Genomic DNA, 19,185 nt, shown 5'->3' with positions numbered 1-19,185 from the left:
GTTAGTCCCCATCGCCCGCGCTGAATCCGGCCTCGACATCCAGATGCGCGCCGACATGCTGGTCCAGCAGTGTTTGCAGGTAGGTCAGCCGCGTTTGCAGGCTTTCAACGCGGAAGCGCATTTGCGGATTGTCCAGCGCTTTCGGTAAGGTGGCGCCAATGGCTGTGATTTGGGTCTCGATATCGGCAACGTTGTCCGCGATAAGGGTGCGCGATGCGTCAGGGATGGCAGTGGCGAAGCCGTTTTCGACCACCTCGGCCAGCCCGGCCAATTGGGCGCGCAGGATTTCGTTGGTCAGACCTGATCGCCATGCCTCGGCCCTTTTGGGGAAGTTGCGCTCATAGCTGCCCAAAGGGCGCCCGATCCGATGGTCGCGCAGGCGCTGGATGGAAAACCCAAGCGCGGTATAAATCTGCCGGGTAAATTCTTCCGGTGACAGATAAACGGGGTTGTTGGGGCCTGCGGTTTGGACCAGTGCGGCCCAACCGTCAGGGGCGAACCAGCCGGTGTAAAGGTCCGACCCGATGCGGGCCAGATTGCCGGTGATGCCGATCAGCGCCGGGCAGGTTTGCAGGTCTTCAAACAACAGTCGTTCGATTGCCGGTAAACCCTGCACACCCGCGCTTGAGGCCGCGATCACCGCCGGATCACCCTGTTCGCTTTCCGGCTGTTTAAGCAATGTGGACAGCGCGCGCCCGACAAAATTCTTTTTGTCTGGGAAGAAGTTGACCGTGAGCGCCGCCGCCTGCGCCTCGATCGGGCCGAATTGATAGGCATCAAGCGGCGCCCATGCCGTCCACGTGTCTGCCAGTGCATTGACCACCCCTTCGCGGGTCCCTGAACCTTTACAAAACAAGGCCGCTTGATCAGATAGTGCGGACGCGTGATCGCGGAAAGTGCCGAATTGATGGTCCAGCACCGACAGCACCCGGTCCGCCACCGCTTTGTGGTCGGGCGTAGATGGCGCGTTTTGCGACATGGCCATCGCTGGCATCAGACAAACGATGGCAAGGGGGATCAGACGTTTCATAGCGACTCCAGAAATTTGATCAGGGCGGCACGGTCCGGGGCATCCATGAACCGAACCGCCTCGCGCGCCGGTTTCGCTTCGCCCCCGTGCCACAATATGGCCTCCAGCAATGTGCGCGCGCGCCCGTCATGCAGAAACGATGTGCGCCCTGAAATGTTGGCGGTTCGGCCTGTGCCCCACAGCGGCGGCGTGCGCCATTCACGACCCGAAGCCTGCCCTTGCGGGCGGTAATCCGCCAGCCCTTTGCCCATATCGTGCAATAACAGGTCTGTGTAGGGCCAGATCAACTGGAACGAACGGGCCGGCTGGTCGGGCAGGCGATGTGTGACGAAACTGGGCTGATGGCATGTCGCGCAGCCTGCGTCGTGAAACAACGCTTTACCTTCCAGCACTTGTGCGTCCCCCGCCCGATCACGCGCCGGAACACCAAGGTTGGCGGCATAGAAGGTCATCAAGTCCAGTGCGGTGTCGCCCAGTTCGCTGTCGTTCTGCGCCGGGGTGTCACCGTGGCGTGCATTGCGGCAGGCGGTCTGCTGGTCAGTGCAGTCGCCGAACGCGGCGGGATACAGAGTGCTGGACAGACCGATATCGCCATTGGCTGCGTCGGCGGTTTGGTGGCGCAGGGTTGGGATGCCTGCCTTGTGACCGAATCGTCCCAACATCCATTGATTGAACTCGCGCGACCAGACGCGGTTGGGACGGCCCGAAATCCCATCGCCATCGGCATCATCGGGGTCGGCATTGGCCAGAATGTCGGCCTCGGGCACCGCCTCAAGCAGGCCAAGCCCGATCATTGGCGGGGCAACGCGGACCGATGTGACCGTCTGCGCCCCCAACGGACCATAGGCAAGATTGTCCAGCGAATAGGTTGGTGCTTGCAAGTCGACCCGCGTGCCTTCGCCCAGCGTCACAGGGTGCGTATCATAGGTGATTTGGATCGCCGCTTCAGCAAGATGCCCGGCAATCGCTCGATCCTGCACTTGGCGGCCATAAGTCGGGTCCGGCAATGTCGTGCCATCCGGGCCAGGCTGTGAAAGGCGCACCACCAGACCGGGCGTTCCGTCGTCGGGGCTGTCAGGCGGATGCCCCCTTCCGTCCTTGATGTGACAGGCCGAACACGCCCGCGCATTGTAAAGCGGCCCCAACCCGTCGGATGAGATGGTCGAGGCGGGCGCCTGCACCCACAGCTTTTCAAACAGTGCGCGGCCCAGTGTGAAATCCAGTGCTTGATCGGGGGGCAGGCCGGATGCGGGTTGTGAAAAAGGGGCGTGGTTAGGGGGTGTCATTACCGTGGCGGCGCCTGCTGGTCGTCCCTCATAAGGCGAGAGAGCAGCGGGGTTGCGCGGAGATGCGGCCTTGATCCGCGCGGCTTCGGCCTTGGTGCGCGGGGTGGGGGTAAGGTGCGGTTCGCCCCATGGGCCTGCGTCCTCTGCCACGGCCGTAGGACTGCTGACCAGACAGAACACCAAGGATAGAGTTTTGCGCATGGGGCGGTCTCCTACAGAACGCGCCCCGTTTTAAGCGGAGAGAGCAGTGGCGTAAAGTAGTTCTGACAGAAATAGTCAGGTTAAATGTTGCGCCTTACAGTTTCGCGTTTTTGTGCACGAACGCCTCGATCGCATTGGCCGGGATCGCACCGGCGTGTCGGGCGATCTCCTTGCCGTTTTGATATAGGATCAGGGCCGGAATGCCTCGGATGTTGTTCTTTGCTGATACGTTCGGGTGATCTTGCGTGTTGATCTTGGCAAACCGCACGCCGGGCGCCATGTTCCGCGCCGCTTGCGCAAATGCCGGGGCCATCGTTCGACACGGGCCACACCATGGCGCCCAGAAATCGACTAACAGCGGGGTGCCATCGTTCCTGGCCGCTTTGGAAAGCGTGGCGGGGTCAAGTTCGCGCACCTTTCCGTCCGCGAGTTTCGCACCACAGGTGCCGCATTTGGGGCCAGCAGTCAGCTTGTCGGTCGGGACACGGTTCACGCTGCCGCAGTCAAGGCAGGTCATTTTTTTCGCGGAAGAGGACATGGGATGCTCCGATATATTCATTAGCTAGCATATGATCTTGCCGCAGGCCTGCGTCAAGGGGGTCAGACGGTGCTCAACAAAATGCTTGTTTCGCTGTTGGTGATGCCTTCGACCATCCGCACATCATGCAGGATGCGGTCGAAATGGGTCAGGTTGTCCGCCGTCAATTTTGCCACCAGATCCCATTTGCCGTTGGTCGAATGCAGGCTTCGTAGTTCTGGAAGGCCGCGCAGCCGTTTGATGACGGCGGTCGCGGATTTGCCAGAAACCTCAATCATCATGATGGCGTGAACCCCGTCTGGCCCGTGATCCTGCCGCGCGCGGATGGTGAAGCCCAGAACCGCGCCGCTGTCTAATAGCCGGTCCAGCCGCGCCTGCACGGTTGCACGCGACACGCCAAGGATTTCGGCCAGTTTCGAGATCGGCGCGCGCCCATCCTCGCGCAGGATGGCGATCAGGTTGCGGTCAAGATCGTCGAAGATATGCATGATAAAGTTATAGCAAAAATACACATAATGGAAAGTATCCTGATCTAAACTACTCAATTTGTCTATTATCTGTGAAATCCTGAGAATGCTATCATTGTCTAATTCGGGGCACGAAACGCGTTGCCACCGACACCCACTCCATAACCAAAGACCGCAGGAGCCGTCCGATGACCCCCATCCACCTTCTAGGTGTCCCGATCGAAGAAGGTGCCGGGCGTCGTGGATGTATCATGGGGCCAGCCGCCTTTCGTACCGCCGGATTGGCCGAGGAATTGGGCGCGCTGGGTCACAGCGTCGTCGATCTGGGCGATGCCCGACCCGATTCAGTCGAGACGGTCGAAACCGAACACACCCACCTGAAATTTCTGCCCGAAGTGGCTGGCTGGGCGCGCAGCCTGCACCGTCACGCCTTTGATTTGGCGGGGCAGGACGTGCTGCCGATCTACCTCGGCGGTGATCACGCTTTGTCGCTTGGTACCGTCACGGGCCACGTTGCCGCTGCCGCGCAGATGGGGCGCCCGCAATTCGTACTTTGGTTGGACGCGCATTCTGATTTCAACGTCCCCGCGTCGTCGCCCAGCGGGAATATCCACGGGATGCCGGTCGCGTTTGCTTGCGGGCTTGACGGTTTTCCCGACATTCTTGGTAAGCCGCTGCCAGCGCGGCTGGATCCCGACAATCTGTGCCTGATGGGGCTGCGGTCTGTGGATGGGATGGAGCGGGACTTGCTGCAAGCCTCGGGCGCACATGCGTATGATATGCGCACGATTGACGAGCATGGATTGGCCAAGTTGCTGCTGCCGTTTCTGGATCGGGTCGCGCAAACGAATGGTCTTTTGCATGTCAGCCTTGATGTAGACTTCATCGAACCAGCCATCGCGCCCGCTGTCGGCACCACGGTTCCCGGTGGCGCAACCTTCCGCGAGGCCCATCACATCATGGAAATGCTGCATGACAGCGGCCTTGTCTCATCGCTTGATCTGGTGGAACTGAACCCGTTTCTGGATGACCGTGGCCGCACGGCCCGGTTGATGGTGGACCTGACCGCAAGCCTGTTTGGCCGGCGCGTTCTGGACCGTCGCACACAAAGCTATTGATTGTCGAAAGGACGCCTCATGCCGCCTCTGCCCTCTGAACTTGCTTATGTGCCTTTCGTGTCGGTCGAACACATGATGGCACTTGTCCATCACATCGGCATCGAGACAGTGCTGATCGACCTTGCAGCCGAGATCGAAGCCGATTTCAAACGGTGGGATCTGTTTGACAAAACACCACGCGTGGCGAGCCATTCTGATGTGGGGGTTATCGAGCTTATGCCCACCTCGGACGGCGAGATGTACGGGTTCAAATACGTGAATGGCCATCCGAAGAACACCAAGGAAGGCCTGCAAACTGTCACCGCGTTTGGCTTGCTGGCGGAAGTGAACTCGGGCTATCCCAAGCTGCTCAGCGAGATGACGGTTTTGACGGCGCTTCGAACCGCTGCGACCTCGGCGATGGTCGCCAAGCATCTGGCGCCCAAGGGCGCGACCACGATGGCGATGATCGGAAACGGCGCGCAGTCGGAATTTCAGTGTCTGGCGTTCAAGGCGATCTGCGGGATCGACACGGTGCGGCTGTTTGATGTGGACTCAGCTGCGACCCGAAAATGCGCCCGCAACCTTCAAGGGTCGGGCTTGACCGTCGTGCCGTGCAAAACAGGCGAGGAAAGCATGGAGGGTGCGCAGATCATCACCACCTGCACCGCCGACAAGCAATATGCCACGATCCTGACCGACAACATGATTGGCGAAGGCGTACATATCAATGCGATTGGCGGAGACTGTCCGGGCAAGACCGAGCTGCATCGCGACATTCTTCTGCGGTCAAACATCTTCGTGGAATATCCAGAACAGACATGGGTTGAAGGCGAAATCCAGCAGTTAGAAAAAGACCACCCGATTACCGAGATATGGCAGGTGATCACCGGACAGACCGAGGGCCGCCGCACGGACAAAGAGATCACGCTGTTCGACAGTGTGGGCTTCGCGATCGAGGATTTCTCGGCTTTGCGCTATATCTCGAAAGCAATTGTAGGGACCGAGTTCTTCACGCAGCTTGATATGCTGGCCGACCCCGACGACCCGCGTGATTTGTTCGGGATGTTGCAGCGGTCCGCAAGCTAGGCCAGCGATACAAAAACGGGCGGTGGAGTAGTTCACCGCCCGTTTGTTTTCTTTGTCAGACCGCTTAGTTTTCGTCGGTGTAATCCGACAAAGGCGGGCAGGTGCAGACCAGATGACGGTCGCCATAGGCGTTATCCACCCGGTTCACAGGCGACCAGTATTTATCCACGCGGAAGCTGCCTGCCGGGAAGCACCCCTGTTCGCGGGTATAGGGCCGGTCCCATTCACCAACCAAGTCCACATAGGTGTGCGGCGCGTTTTTCAGCGGATTGTTTTCCGGGTCGATCTTGCCATCTTCGATCTCGCGAATTTCCTCGCGGATCGCCAGCATTGCGTCGCAGAAACGATCCAGTTCGGCCTTGGTCTCGGACTCGGTCGGTTCGATCATAAGCGTGCCTGCCACGGGCCAGCTCATCGTCGGGGCGTGGAAGCCGTTGTCGACCAGACGCTTGGCGATGTCATCCACGGTCACGCCCGCACTGTCGGCATAGGGGCGGGTGTCGATGATGCATTCATGCGCCACGCGGCCATTCTTTCCGGTGAACAGCACGTCAAACGCGCCTTTCAGACGGGCCGCGATGTAGTTGCCGTTCAAGATCGCCACTTTCGTCGCCTGTGTCAGCCCATCACCGCCCATCATCAGCACGTAAGCCCAGCTGATCGGCAGGATCGAACCTGATCCGAAGGGGGCGGCAGACACCGCACCATCTTCGCCCACCAGCCCGTTACCCGGCAGGTGTGGGGCAAGGTGGGCTTTGACACCAATCGGCCCCATGCCGGGGCCGCCGCCGCCATGCGGGATGGCAAAGGTCTTGTGCAGGTTCAGGTGGCTGACATCGCCCCCGATTTCACCCAGTTTCGACAGGCCAACCATCGCGTTCAGGTTCGCGCCGTCAATATAGACCTGACCGCCGTGATCATGGGTGATCTGACAGACCTCGCGCACGGTTTTTTCAAACACGCCGTGGGTCGATGGATAGGTGATCATGCACGCCGCCAGCTTGTCGCCCGCCGCTTCGGCCTTGGCGCGAAAATCGTCAAGGTCGATGTCTCCGTTCTCGGCCGATTTCACCACGACCACGTCCAGCCCGACCATATGGGCCGAGGCCGGGTTGGTCCCGTGCGCCGAGATCGGGATCAGGCAGACGTTGCGTTGATCTTGCCCTTGCGCCTTGTGGTAAGCTTGGATGGTCAAAAGCCCCGCATATTCGCCCTGGGCACCCGAGTTTGGTTGCATCGACATGTCGTCATAGCCGGTAATCAGACACAGCTTCTGCTTCAGATCCTCGATCATCTCGGCATAGCCTTCGACCTGATCTTCCGGTGCCATCGGGTGGATATACGCAAACTCGCGCCATGAGATCGGCATCATCTCAGCCGCCGCGTTCAGCTTCATCGTGCACGACCCCAAGGGGATCATCGCCCGGTCAAGTGCCAGGTCGCGGTCGGCCAGACGGCGCATATAACGCATCATCTCGGTTTCCGCCCGGTTCATGTGAAACACGGGATGCGTCAGGTAGTCAGTCGTGCGCAGGCTGTCATCGGGCAGGCGATATTCGTTGTCGCTGTCGTCATAGCTGCGTGTGATGCCAAAGGCACGCCAGACACCTTCGATCACCGCAGGGCGGGTGGCTTCATCCAGCGTGATGCCGACATACTCTGTTTCGACAGGGCGCAGGTTGATGCCTTCTTCACGCGCCGACTTCAGCACGGTGTTTTGCAATCCGCCCACATGCACGGTGATCGTATCAAAGAAGTGGTCCGAGGTGATGGTGAAGCCTGCATCCTCAAGCCCCTTGGCCAGACGCACGGTTTTCAGATGCACGTCTTGCGCGATGGCTTTCAAGCCTTCGGGGCCGTGGAAGACGGCATAGAAACCGGCCATCACAGCCAACAAAGCCTGCGCTGTGCAGACGTTCGAGGTCGCCTTCTCGCGCCGGATGTGCTGTTCGCGGGTTTGCAGCGACAGGCGATAGGCCTGATTGCCGCGTGCATCAATCGACACACCGATCAGGCGACCGGGCATCGAGCGTTTGTGCTTGTCTGCCGTCGCCATATAGGCGGCGTGCGGGCCACCAAAGCCCATCGGCACGCCAAACCGTTGCGAAGACCCGACGGCGATATCGGCACCCATCGCGCCGGGTTCTTTCAACACGGTCAGCGCAAGCGGGTCGGCGGTTACGATGCCGATCGCCTTTGCTTCGTGCAGAGCGGTGATCTGATCGGTGAAATCGCTGACCCGGCCATAGGTGCCGGGATACTGAAAAATTGCGCCGAAGACTTCGTCCGCGACCAGATCTTTTTCGGGATCACCGATGACAATCTCGATATCCAGCGGTTCGGCACGGGTTTGCATCACGGCGATGTTTTGCGGATGACACCGCCTATCGACGAAAAACTTTCTGGCTTTCGACTTGGCGATGCGCTGGCCCATGGTCATGGCTTCAGCACACGCGGTGGCTTCATCCAGCAGGGATGCGTTCGCGATTTCAAGCCCGGTGAGGTCGGAAATCATTGTCTGGAAGTTCAACAGCGCCTCAAGCCGGCCTTGCGAAATCTCGGGCTGGTAAGGGGTGTAGGCCGTATACCACGCCGGGTTTTCCAGAATGTTGCGCTGGATCGCGGGGGGTGTGACCGTGCCGTGATAGCCCTGACCCAGAAGCGAGCGCATGACCACGTTCTTCGCCGCAACATAGCGCATTTTGTGCAGCGCCTCACGTTCGGACAGGGCAGGGCCCCAATCCAACGGTTCGCCTTGGCGGATGCTTTTGGGGACGGTCTGGTCGATCAGGTCGTCCAGATCCTTCACGCCGACAGTCTTGAACATCTCGTCCATTTCGGTGGGCGAGGGGCCGATATGGCGACGGTTGGCGAAGTCATAGGGTTTGTAACCAGTGGGCGTGAACGACATGGCGTTTCTCCGTGCGGGGGCAGGCATGTAGGGTCGGGCAGGGGCCGATAAGCCCCTGCGCTGTTAGGCATTTGGGCTAAAGCCCGTGGATCAGCCGATGAATTTCTTGTAACCGGCTTCGTCCATGTAATCGTCCAACGGGCTGGTATCCGAGGCTTTGATCTTGAAGAACCACGCTTCGCCTTCGGCGTCTTCGTTGACCTTGGTGGGTTCGTCCACGATGGCCTCGTTCACCTCGGTAATCTCGCCGTCCAGCGGGCTAAGGATATCGGACGCGGCCTTGACGCTTTCGATCACGACAATCTCGTCATCCTTGGATACGGTATCGCCAACTTCGGGCAGCTCGACAAAGACGACATCGCCCAATTGTTCGGCGGCGTGAGCGGTGATGCCCACGGTATAAACGCCGTCTTCTTCACGCAGCCATTCGTGTTCTTCGGTGTATTTCATCTTGTGTCTCCTGCTGGAAATTTGGGGTCAACGTTTAACGGTGGCGGGGCGGAATGGCGTGTCCGCGACCGTGACCGGCTGGCGCTTGCCGCGCACATCACCGAACAATCTGGTGCCGATTTCGGCGTGATCCGTGGTGACATAGCCCATCGACATGGGCCGTTCGATTGAGGGGCCAAACGCGCCCGACGTGACTTGGCCAATCGGTGTGTCAGCCTCGGCCGAGGTATAAAGCTGCGTGCCCGCCCGCATCGGTGCACGGCCTTCAGGCAAAAGACCAACGCGGCGGCGGTCGGCGCCGTTTTCAAGCTGGGACAGGATGCGTGCGTCGCCGGGGAAGCCGCCTTCGCGCTCGCCCCCTGTTCTGCGCGCCTTCTGGATAGACCATTCCAACGCGGCTTCGACCGGGGTGGTGGTCGTGTCGATGTCGTTTCCGTAAAGGCATAGCCCGGCCTCAAGCCGCAGGCTGTCACGCGCGCCAAGGCCGATTGGTTCGACCTCGTCCATTGCCAGAAGGGCGCGGGCAAAGGCGTCGGCCTGCGCCACGGGAACCGAGATTTCATACCCGTCCTCGCCAGTATAACCCGAGCGGGACAGCCACAATTCGCCAAAGTCGCTGTCTGTGACGGCCACATCCATGAATTTCATGTCAACCGCCCATGGCACCAGACGTCCAAGCGCGGTTTCGGCGGCGGGGCCTTGCAGGGCCAGAAGCGCGCGATCTTCGATCACCTCGATCTCGCAATCGGTCAGGTTGGCGCGCATATGGGCGATGTCGGCGTCTTTGCACCCGGCGTTGACCACCAGAAACAGATGGTCGCCACGGTTGGCGATCATCAGGTCGTCCAGAATGCCGCCGTCTTCGCTTGTGAACATAGCATAACGCTGCCGTCCTTCGGCAAGCGGCACTATGGATTGCGGCACGATCAGTTCCAGCGACAGGGCGGGATTTTCACCGCGCACGATCACCTGACCCATGTGGCTGACATCGAACAGGCCAGCGTGGCTGCGCGTGTGCAGGTGCTCCTTCATAACCCCCAGCGGATATTGCACGGGCATTTCATAGCCCGCAAAGGGCACCATTTTGGCACCCAGTTCCTGATGCAGATCATACAGGCAGGTTCTTTTCAGATCGTCCTGGGAAGCACTCATGGCCATTCCTTCCATCTGTTGCCGGCAAGCAATGGAAAGCCACGCGCCCGACACCGTTCGGACGCTATCGCGCCCCTCGATGCCCCCTCTGTCCTTGTCGCCTGAGATCGTTATCCCTTCGGCGGGCACAAGTGCCACTCTCCAGAGTTCGTTGTGGCGCATCGGTCCATGAGCCTGAGAGTTTACCGGGGCGGTTGCTCCTTCGGCACTGGCGGGCGCCAGATTCTCCCGATGCGTCGTTGCGTAAACTAGCGGTCGGCGCGCCGTTGGGCAAGAGGTTGAATACGGTCGCCTGCAGGGCATGTTCTAAGCTGTGCTTATGGTGTCATTGTCGATGATGCCCTGTCGCGCCTATCTGCGAAAGTGAAAAAGCGCGATGCGTTTGGCTAGGCGCTGATAGGGCTGAGCTTCGGACGGGTAGCGCCCATGCTCGGCGATGCGCAGGACGCGCGCAGATAGCGCAAGCGCAATGGCCGCGAAGACAAGCCCGCCCGCCGCCTGTCCGATCAGTACACCCGGCGCGCCCCAAACCGATGCGCCGATTATGACCAGTGGGATTGTGCCCAGCGTCTGGCGCCCCCAGTTGATCATGGTCGAATAGAACGGGCGTCCAAGGTTGTTGAACCCGGCATTGGTGACGAAAATCACGCCGTTGAAGAACCACGCTAGGGAAAGCGGCCCACAGAACAGATACACCAGATCGCGCGTTAGCCCCTTGGCGCTGAACAGGTCTGCGATGGGTGCGCGTGCCAGATACAGGATTGTGCTGACGCCGACCGTCACACACAGAACGAAGATTAGCCCGTCACGCAAAGCCCGGCGCACACGGTCCATCTGCCCTGCGCCGAAATTCTGGCCCACAATCGGCCCGATTGCCCCCGACAGCGCAAAGATCACGGCGAATGAAACCGGAAGCAACCGCCCGACGATGGCCATGCCAGCCACGGCATCCTCGCCGAATTCGGCCATTGCGCGGGTGACATAGGCTTGCCCCAGAGGTGTGGCGAACTGCGTCAGGATAGCAGGCAGGGCGATGGCCATGATGACCGGAAAATCGACACGAAAACCGGCAGGGTCAGGGCGATCAAGCCCGCCGTGGTGTCGCAAAAGCGGATAGACCGACATCACCGCAATCGTGATACGCGCAAAAACCGAAGCAACCGCTGCGCCTGTCAGCTCAAGGTTCAGTCCGAAGATCAGGATCGGATCCAGAACCGCGTTCACCACACCCCCCGCAATGGTTGCGACCATCGCACGGCGCGCATCGCCATGGGCACGCAGGATTGCGCCGCCGATCATGCCCACCGCCAGAATGGGCATACTGGGCAAGACGATCCTGAGATAATTGGACGCGAGCAACAAAGTCTCACCCGACGCGCCCAGAAGTGCGGTCAATTGCGGCACAAAGGTCCAGATCAAGGCCGCAAAGCCGCCGCCGAGCACGATTCCATACAGCAGCGCCGTGGCCGCGCGTCGCCGTGCGGTAAAAGGGTCGCCTTCACCCAAGGCCCGCGCAACCAACGCACCCGCAGCAATCGACATGCCGATCCCGAAGGACGTGGTGAAAAACAGGATCGCACCCGCATAGCCAATCGCCGCCGCCAGTTCTTCGTGCCCCAGCATCGAGATGAAGATCATATCGACAAGGTCCACCAGAAAAATCGCCATCAGCCCGACCGAGGACGTCAGCGACATAACAATGATGTGCTTCAACAAGCTGCCTTGAAGGAACTTTGCTTGCGTGGGGTTTGGTGTTGCCGGTTGGGCCATTATCGACTCCTGTCGCACCGGCGCAGCATGGCCAACTTCTGCCCGAACTGCCAGTGGGCTGCTGCCCGACCGCCGTCAAAGCTGATATGTGAAAACGTCGTTGGGGTAGCTTTCGTCGCCGATCTGAAATCGCGTTTGTCCGATCTTTTGGAAACCTTGCGCCAGATAGAAGGCGATCGCCGGGGTGTTGTCTGAATTGGTTGCCAGCCAGACCTTTTTCACGGCGTGATTGCCGCACTGCTGAAACGCGTGGGCCAGCAACGCTGCTCCGACCCCCTGACCATGATGTCTTGGCTGGACATACAAGGTTGATATCTCGGTGTCAGAGGCCCCGTTAGCAGGAGCCGCATTCCCGTGTGACACGCGCACGAAGCCGATGATGCCGTCCTCGTGTTCGCAAACGGTTATTACCTCGTCCGGGTCGGCCAGGGTATCTTCGAATTTCTCAGTCGTGAACTCTGTCAGGGCATAGTCGGCAAAGCGGGCGTTGATGCCGCGTTTGATATAGGTGCCAAGCCAGACCTCTGTCGATAAAGCGGCGAGGCTTGACGCGTCCGATTTCGTCGCTGGTCTAAGCTTCATTCCTTCGCGCGGATGACGTGTAACAGCGGCATCAGGGCCGACATATCCGGCCCGTGGTTCATCCCCGTGACGGCCTTGCGCAGCGGCATGAACAGGCCACGCCCCTTGCGGCCTGTGACCTCTTTCACGGCGGCGGTCCAGTTTGACCAGCTATCGGCGTTGTACGGACCGTCGGGCAGAAGGCCCATCGCGGTCGCGACAAACTCGCGGTCTTCTTCGTCAATCACAGGGTCGGCACCGTCGCGGCACAGGGTCCACCAGCCTTCAAGGTCGTGAAGTGTGGTGATGTTTTCGCGCGCGACGGTCCAGAAGGCATCGGCCTTGTCGGCGGGGACGCCAAGGCCGTCCAGCGTATCCGGGACAGCCGTCACCGGCAGATGGGACAGGTAACGGGCGGTCAGCGGAAACAGATCTTCGACGTCGAATTTGGTGGGGGCCGAGCCAAAGGTCTCCAGATCGAAACCTTCGATGATTTCCTCCAACGAGCTGCGAAGCTCGACCGGTTGTGACGACCCCAGACGCGCCAACAGGCTCAGCAGTGCCATCGGTTGCACGCCGCGTTCGCGCAGATCGCGGATTGCCAATGTGCCAAGGCGCTTCGACAGCGCCTCGCCGTGCGGCCCGGTCAGAAGCGAGTGGTGCGCGAACGATGGCACCTTGCCACCCAAGGCTTCGATGATCTGGATTTGCGTCGCGGTGTTGGTTACGTGATCCGAGCCACGCACAACATCAGTAATACCGAAGTCGATATCGTCACAGACCGAAGCCAGCGTATAAAGGAACTGCCCGTCACCGCGGATCAGCACCGGGTCAGACACGGACGCCGCATCAATCGAGATGTCGCCAAGAATGCCATCGGTCCAGCTGATCCGCTCGTGATCCAGCTTGAACCGCCAGTGACCTTGGCCGCGTTCTTCGCGCAGCTTGGCCATTTCATCGTCTGACAGGTCAAGCGCCGAGCGGTCATAGACCGGCGGCTTGCCCATGTTCAGCTGCTTCTTGCGCTTCAGGTCCAGCTCGGTCGGTGTCTCGAAACATTCATAAAACCGGCCCATGTCGCGCAGTTGCTGGGCGGCTTCTTCATAACGGTTCAGCCGATCGGATTGCTTTTCGACCCGGTCCCATGTCAGGCCCAGCCATTCCAGATCTTCCTTGATGGCATCTGCATATTCCTGCTTGGATCGTTCAGGATCGGTGTCATCAAGACGCAGGATGAATTTTCCGCCCGACTTGGCAGCGATCAGATAGTTGAACAGCGCGGTGCGCAGGTTGCCAACATGGATATAGCCGGTGGGCGAAGGGGCAAAGCGGGTGGTGGTCATGGGTCATGTCTCCTTGGTGCGACCCTCTTTCATACTGGCCCGGTTTTGTCCATATAATCCGGTATGACTCGTAAATACGCCCCTTCCATCGCAGATATCGAGGCGCTCGCCTATGACGCCCGAATGCGACTGCCACCCGCCTTTATCGAAAAGGCGTTGGAGGTTGCAATCCGGGTCGAGAACCTGCCGGGCGCTGTGTTGCTGGCGGAAATGGATATCGAAGATCCGTTCGAGCTGACCGCCGTCTATGAAGGTATTCCCTTGACGCATAAATCGGTCACTGATCAACCTTTCGCCCCGGACACGGTCACACTGTTTCGCAGACCCATTCTGGACGAATGGGCGTCGCGTGGGGATGTGTCGCTGCCGGAACTGGTGGGTCATATCGTTGTGCATGAATTTGCACACCACTTCGGATGGTCGGATGAGGATATCGCGCAAATTGATCGCTGGTGGGAGTGATCAGCTAGGCTGAACCTTCCATGTCGTGTCCAGATCGCGAAGTCCTGCGCGGACAAGCTTGGCCAATACGTCCAGATCAATATCGGCCAGCTTGTTTACGTAAAGGCAGGACTTCCCCATCTTGTGTTTTCCAAGCTGGGCCAGAATGGGTCTGCGAAACAGGTCGTCAAGTAAACGGGCGTCCTCGCGTTTTGACAAGGGCTCGACCGCTTCGATGAAGCGGGTGGCATCCAGCGTTGTCGCTTGGGTTTTGGTCGCTTTGCTGTTGGACGTCATCTGTGTGTTTCCGCCTTGCGATGGGCCCGTCACAATTGTGTGAATCCCTCAGCATTAAAATCCGAGTATACTGCTGGCTCGTGTTTCAACAAAATCTGATCGTTTGGGAGGTCCATATGAAACGTTTTGCCACGCCCACCTTGTCACGTCGTCATCTATTGGTCGCTGGTGCCGCAACCCCCTTTGCCGGCTTGGTGGCCGGTTCTGCGCAGGCTATGGCCCCACAAATGGGTCTAGCCAAAACGGCCACGCAGACCGTGAAACTGGGAGCGTTCGAGGTGACGACCCTGCTGGCGGGCAACCGCACGGTGGAAGAGCCGCAAAGCATTTTCGGCATGAACGCCAGTGCGGAGGAGTTTGCAGCAGCATCTGATGCGGCAAACATCCCGACGACTGCGGCGCAATTCTTTTTCACACCGACATTGGTCAACACCGGGGCCGAGCTTGTTTTGTTCGACACCGGGCTTAGCGCGGCGGGCATCACGGCCGCGTTGGCCGGTGCGGGCTACACCCCGGATCAGGTGGATATTGTCGTGCTGACCCACATGCACGGGGATCATATCGGCGGATTGTCCGGCGACGGTGGCGTGACATTCCCCAACGCGCGTTATGTCACCGGTTCGGTCGAATTTGACCATTGGGCGGCGGCGGGCAATGATAATTTTGACGCGAAGGTCGCGCCATTGGCCGAACAGACAACGATGATTAAGGGCGGCGACAGTGTGGTGTCGGGCATCGAGGCGGTCGAAGCCTTCGGCCATACGCCCGGCCACATGGCGTTCCGGTTGGACAGCGACGGAAAATCGTTGCTGATCGCGGCAGATTTTGCCAACCATTATGTCTGGTCGCTGGGCTATCCCGACTGGGAAGTGAAGTTCGACATGGACAAATCAGCCGCCGCCGCAACAAGGCGCAACCTGCTGTCGATGCTGGCCGCCGAGAAGATGCCCTTCATCGGCTATCACATGCCCTTCCCGGCGCTGGGTTATGTCGAAACCCAGGACGAGGGCTTCCATTATGTGCCGCACAGCTATCAGCTTTTGATCGGCTAACGCACGGCGGGGCGATCAGCTTTCGTCCCGCCAGCGATTCACGATGGGATAGCGGCGATCCAGGCCCAAGCTGCGTCTGGTCAGGCGTGTGCCGGGTGCGGACTGAAAGCGTTTGTATTCTGAAATGAATATCAGATGTTCCACCTTTTTGACCGTTGTCCGGTCGAACCCGTCTGCCACCAGCTCGGCCACCGATTTTTCGTCGTCGATCAGGCCGTGAAGGATGCCGTCCAGCAACTCGTAAGGTGGCAGGCTGTCTTCGTCTTTCTGATCTGGGCGCAGCTCGGCGGATGGTGGTTTGTCGATGATCGAGACGGGGATGACCTCGCCCTCGGGGCCTTTCATCCAGTCGCGGTGATTGGCGTTGCGCCAGCGGCACTGTTCGAAAACTCGTGTCTTGTACAAGTCCTTGATCGGGTTATAGCCCCCCGCCATGTCGCCATAGATCGTGGAATAGCCCACCGCGATTTCGGACTTGTTGCCGGTGGTCAAAAGCATCGCGCCGGTCTTGTTGGACAGCGCCATCAACAGCAGGCCGCGCAGGCGGGACTGGATGTTTTCTTCGGTCAGGTCGGGTTCGGTGCCTTCAAACAGCGGTGCCAGCGTGTTGGTGATCGCGTCGCGGCCTTCGCGGATAGGCATGAAATCATAGGTGCAGCCAAGCCGCTGGGCGATATCCTTGGCGTCGTCCAGCGAACTTTGCGAAGTGTATTCCGACGGCAGCATCACGCAGCGCACATTTTCCGGCCCAAGCGCATCCGCTGCGATGGTCGCGACAATCGCGCTGTCGATCCCGCCAGACAGACCCAGCAGAACCTTCTTGAACCCGGTCTTACGCATATAGTCGCGCAGGCTTTCGACCATGGCGCGATAGTCCTGTTCCCACGCGTCCCCATGCACCGCAATGGGGCCTGATGTGATGCGCCAGCCCTCGTCATCGCGCGTCAGGTCGATATGCTGGATATCCTCGTCAAAGGCGGGCATCTTCAGCGCCAGCGCGCCGCCCGGGTTCAGGGCGAAGCTGCCCCCATCAAACACCTGATCGTCCTGACCGCCGACCATGTTCAGATAGACCAACGGCAAGTCGGTTTCGACCACACGCGCAACCATATGATTCAAGCGCACGTCGAATTTGTTGCGATAATAGGGCGATCCGTTGGGGATCAGCAGGAATTCCGCCCCGCTTTCGGCAAGTGTTTCGCACACATCCTCGCCGTGCCATGCGTCTTCGCAGATCGGAATGCCGATGCGGATCGGACCCATTCCCACCGGGCCTTGCGGGTCGGCCGGGGCGAAATGGCGTTTTTCGTCAAAGACAGTCTGGCTGGGCAGGCGTTGTTTCAGAACACGCGCTGCGATCTTGCCGTCCTTTAAGATGTAATAGGCGTTGAACAAGTCCGTGCCGTCGAAAAACGGGCCTCCGATCCCGATCGCAGGCCCGTCTGCGCAATCGGTGGCCAGTTGGTCCACTGCCGCCATCGCGTCGCGAAAGAACTGTGGACGCATGACAAGGTCTTGGGTTTGATAGCCAGTGATGAACGCCTCGGGCAGGGCCAGCATGTCGCTGCCCGCGTCTTTGGCCTGCGCCCAAGCCTCGCGCGCCTTGGCCGCATTGGCCGCAAATGCGCCAACCGTGGGGTTCAGCTGGGCCAGTGTCAGGCGGAAAGTCTCGCTCATCCTGCGTATCCTTTTGACCGGCCACCAACGCCGGGGTCATCAAGATTTCAGGTTTAGCAGGTTTGCGCCGGTGTAAAAGACCGCTTGTGGGAAAAGCGTTGTTTCAGGGCGACGGCTTGGATAGGCTTGGGCCGTAATCGCGTGGGGTTTGCGCGAAAAGGGTTTTCTGAAACGAGGTTGCACATGGCTTCCCTTCGCACTGGTCTTTGTGGTGTCACCATCGCCCTGACGCTGGGTGGCGCCCCGGCGGCGGCGCAGGTCGAAACCAAGCAATACGAGGATGGCGCGTTCTATGAGGGCACGTTCAAGGGCGGCGTCCAGCATGGCATGGGCACGCTGCAACTGCCGACAGGATACGAATATACCGGCGAGTTCATCGAGGGCGAGATCATCGGCCAAGGCGTTGCGCGTTTCCCCAATGGCTCAATCTATGAAGGCAGTTTCGCCAAGGGCAAGCCCGAAGGATTCGGCAAGATCACCTTCGCGGATGGCTCGACGTTCGAAGGCGACTGGGTGGATGGCAAGATCAACGGATCTGGGCTGGCCATCTATGCCAACGGCATCAAGTATGAAGGCGGCTTTCGCAACGCCATGCACCACGGGCAGGGGCGGCTGCAAAGCCCGACCGGCTATATCTATGAAGGCGACTGGGTTGCCGGCGTGAAAGAGGGGCGCGGCACCTCTACCTATGCGGACGGGTCGCTGTATGACGGCGAAATGGCCGGCGGCGAACGTCACGGCAAAGGTATCCTGACGCAGGCCGATGGCATGATCTTTGACGGCAACTGGGCCAAGGGTCAAATGCAGGGCGAAGGCGTTCTGAAACAGGCCAATGGTGACATCTACACCGGCAATTTCGAAGCGGGCAAACGGCAGGGGCAAGGCGTCGTCGAATATGCCAATGGCGACCGCTATGAAGGTGGGTTTCAAGATGACAAGCGCCACGGCACCGGGGTCTTTGTCGGCGCTGATGGTTATCGCTACGAAGGCGATTGGGTCGCCGGTGTGATCCAGGGTGAGGGCAAGATGACCTATCCGGATGGCTCGGTTTACGAAGGACAGTTTCGCGACGGGCTGGCCGATGGTACGGGCATGATCGCCTACCCTGACGGCAATACCTATAAAGGTGAATGGAAGGCCGGTGTAATCGAAGGTCAGGGCGTCGCCGAATATGACGATGGGTCAGTCTATGAAGGGGCGTTCAAGGATGCTCTTTATCACGGCGAAGGCAGCCTGACCGCGACAGACGGCACGTCTTATGTGGGCGGTTGGCAGGCAGGCAAGCCGCATGGGCAGGGCAAGTCGGTCTTTGCCGATGGCGCGACCTATGTCGGTGCGTTTGCTGGCGGGCTGCGCGAAGGCAAGGGTAAATACGAGGCACCCGATGGCTTTACGTATGAAGGCGACTGGGTATCGGGGCTGTTTCACGGCCAAGGCGTTGCCAACTACCCCACCGGGGACCGATATGAAGGCGGCTTCAAAGAAGGCAAACGCCACGGCGAAGGCGTCGTGACGCGACCTGACGGCAGCCAAGAAGATGGCGTTTGGGAAAACGGCATGATCGCCGGGGCGGTGACATCTTCCGCTGCGCCGGAAGTCGACAGTGCGGCAGGCGCTGCCGCCGCCGAAGCCAGTTCAGGCGCCGCGACGAACTAGGATTGCGCTGTGAAAAATGTCGCCAATGGACGGAAAAAGGGGCTTTATCTTGCGCCAAAGCGCCCTATAGTCACGCCCATGGTATCGCAGAAACATATAACACACCGCCCCGCGCTGGGCCTTCTGCTTCTTCTTAGCCGCCTCTGAGCGTGCCGTTTCGGCGCGAC

Annotated in this window: 17 protein-coding genes and 1 riboswitch; of the genes, 5 read left to right on the top strand and 12 right to left on the bottom strand. The window is 59.7% G+C overall.

Translation table 11 applies throughout. The features are described from left to right. Nucleotide 1 precedes the first annotated feature (1 nt). The 4 genes from MN186_RS07195 to MN186_RS07180 form a co-directional block, all read right to left on the bottom strand. On the bottom strand, nucleotides 2-1,030 hold the full coding sequence (locus MN186_RS07195) for an imelysin family protein (protein WP_242113695.1): 1,029 nt from the start codon (nucleotides 1,028-1,030) through the stop codon (nucleotides 2-4). After that, nucleotides 1,027-2,517 (bottom strand): di-heme oxidoreductase family protein, encoded by a 1,491-nt coding sequence (locus tag MN186_RS07190; protein ID WP_242113694.1) that lies wholly within the window; start codon nucleotides 2,515-2,517, stop codon nucleotides 1,027-1,029. Before MN186_RS07190 ends, MN186_RS07195 begins: the two co-directional genes overlap by 4 nt. A gap of 94 nt (nucleotides 2,518-2,611) precedes the next feature. After that, on the bottom strand, nucleotides 2,612-3,034 hold the full coding sequence (trxC, locus tag MN186_RS07185; RefSeq protein ID WP_242113693.1) for a thioredoxin TrxC: 423 nt from the start codon (nucleotides 3,032-3,034) through the stop codon (nucleotides 2,612-2,614). 83 nt (nucleotides 3,035-3,117) lie between these two features. Beyond that, nucleotides 3,118-3,543 (bottom strand): Lrp/AsnC family transcriptional regulator, encoded by a 426-nt coding sequence (locus tag MN186_RS07180; RefSeq protein ID WP_242113692.1) that lies wholly within the window; start codon nucleotides 3,541-3,543, stop codon nucleotides 3,118-3,120. 167 nt (nucleotides 3,544-3,710) lie between these two features. On the opposite strand from MN186_RS07180, the gene rocF reads away from it, so the two are divergent. Together rocF and MN186_RS07170 are read left to right on the top strand one after the other, a co-directional pair. Then, a complete protein-coding gene (gene rocF / locus MN186_RS07175) occupies nucleotides 3,711-4,640 on the top strand; it encodes an arginase (RefSeq protein WP_242113691.1) in 930 nt (309 codons plus the stop codon). 18 nt (nucleotides 4,641-4,658) lie between these two features. Beyond that, a complete protein-coding gene (locus MN186_RS07170) occupies nucleotides 4,659-5,708 on the top strand; it encodes an ornithine cyclodeaminase (RefSeq protein WP_242113690.1) in 1,050 nt (349 codons plus the stop codon). Between the two features lie 64 nt (nucleotides 5,709-5,772). Here MN186_RS07170 and gcvP read toward each other — a convergent pair whose 3' ends face one another. From gcvP to gltX, 6 genes are all read right to left on the bottom strand, one after another. After that, nucleotides 5,773-8,619, bottom strand: a complete 2,847-nt coding sequence (gene gcvP, locus MN186_RS07165) for an aminomethyl-transferring glycine dehydrogenase (RefSeq protein ID WP_242113689.1) — start codon at nucleotides 8,617-8,619, stop codon at nucleotides 5,773-5,775. Between the two features lie 90 nt (nucleotides 8,620-8,709). Next, nucleotides 8,710-9,069, bottom strand: a complete 360-nt coding sequence (gene gcvH, locus MN186_RS07160; RefSeq protein ID WP_242113688.1) for a glycine cleavage system protein GcvH — start codon at nucleotides 9,067-9,069, stop codon at nucleotides 8,710-8,712. Nucleotides 9,070-9,096: 27 nt separating this feature from the next. Further along, nucleotides 9,097-10,221 carry a glycine cleavage system aminomethyltransferase GcvT gene (gene gcvT, locus MN186_RS07155; protein ID WP_242113687.1) on the bottom strand — a complete coding sequence of 375 codons (1,125 nt, stop codon included), beginning with the start codon at nucleotides 10,219-10,221 and terminating at the stop codon, nucleotides 9,097-9,099. A gap of 152 nt (nucleotides 10,222-10,373) precedes the next feature. After that, nucleotides 10,374-10,462: riboswitch (glycine riboswitch) on the bottom strand. A gap of 110 nt (nucleotides 10,463-10,572) precedes the next feature. Then, entirely contained in the window at nucleotides 10,573-11,991 is a 1,419-nt protein-coding gene (locus MN186_RS07150; protein ID WP_242113686.1) for an MATE family efflux transporter, read from the bottom strand. A gap of 75 nt (nucleotides 11,992-12,066) precedes the next feature. Continuing rightward, nucleotides 12,067-12,573, bottom strand: a complete 507-nt coding sequence (locus MN186_RS07145) for a GNAT family N-acetyltransferase (RefSeq protein WP_242113685.1) — start codon at nucleotides 12,571-12,573, stop codon at nucleotides 12,067-12,069. After that, nucleotides 12,570-13,895 (bottom strand): glutamate--tRNA ligase, encoded by a 1,326-nt coding sequence (gene gltX / locus MN186_RS07140; protein WP_242113684.1) that lies wholly within the window; start codon nucleotides 13,893-13,895, stop codon nucleotides 12,570-12,572. Before gltX ends, MN186_RS07145 begins: the two co-directional genes overlap by 4 nt. Nucleotides 13,896-13,958: 63 nt before the next feature. Here gltX and MN186_RS07135 point away from each other — a divergent pair, with 63 nt between their 5' ends. After that, entirely contained in the window at nucleotides 13,959-14,357 is a 399-nt protein-coding gene (locus MN186_RS07135) for a metallopeptidase family protein (protein WP_242113683.1), read from the top strand. Here the strand turns inward: MN186_RS07135 and MN186_RS07130 are convergent, their stop codons facing one another. After that, entirely contained in the window at nucleotides 14,358-14,633 is a 276-nt protein-coding gene (locus tag MN186_RS07130; RefSeq protein WP_242113682.1) for a DUF1801 domain-containing protein, read from the bottom strand. Nucleotides 14,634-14,749: 116 nt separating this feature from the next. On the opposite strand from MN186_RS07130, the gene MN186_RS07125 reads away from it, so the two are divergent. Next, a complete protein-coding gene (locus tag MN186_RS07125) occupies nucleotides 14,750-15,685 on the top strand; it encodes an MBL fold metallo-hydrolase (protein ID WP_242113681.1) in 936 nt (311 codons plus the stop codon). 15 nt (nucleotides 15,686-15,700) lie between these two features. Here MN186_RS07125 and MN186_RS07120 read toward each other — a convergent pair whose 3' ends face one another. Then, nucleotides 15,701-17,362: an NAD+ synthase gene (locus tag MN186_RS07120; protein WP_242113680.1), complete on the bottom strand. Its 1,662-nt coding sequence runs from the start codon at nucleotides 17,360-17,362 to the stop codon at nucleotides 15,701-15,703. Between the two features lie 183 nt (nucleotides 17,363-17,545). Here MN186_RS07120 and MN186_RS07115 point away from each other — a divergent pair, with 183 nt between their 5' ends. Then, complete coding sequence (locus tag MN186_RS07115) at nucleotides 17,546-19,018, top strand: MORN repeat-containing protein (RefSeq protein ID WP_242113679.1); 1,473 nt, start codon at nucleotides 17,546-17,548, stop codon at nucleotides 19,016-19,018. The last annotated feature ends 167 nt before the right edge of the window (nucleotides 19,019-19,185 follow it).

This window comes from Aliiroseovarius sediminis (assembly GCF_022678485.1).
GTDB classification, from domain to species: Bacteria; Pseudomonadota; Alphaproteobacteria; order Rhodobacterales; family Rhodobacteraceae; genus Aliiroseovarius; species Aliiroseovarius sediminis.
This window is presented reverse-complemented; position numbering and strand designations above follow the sequence as displayed.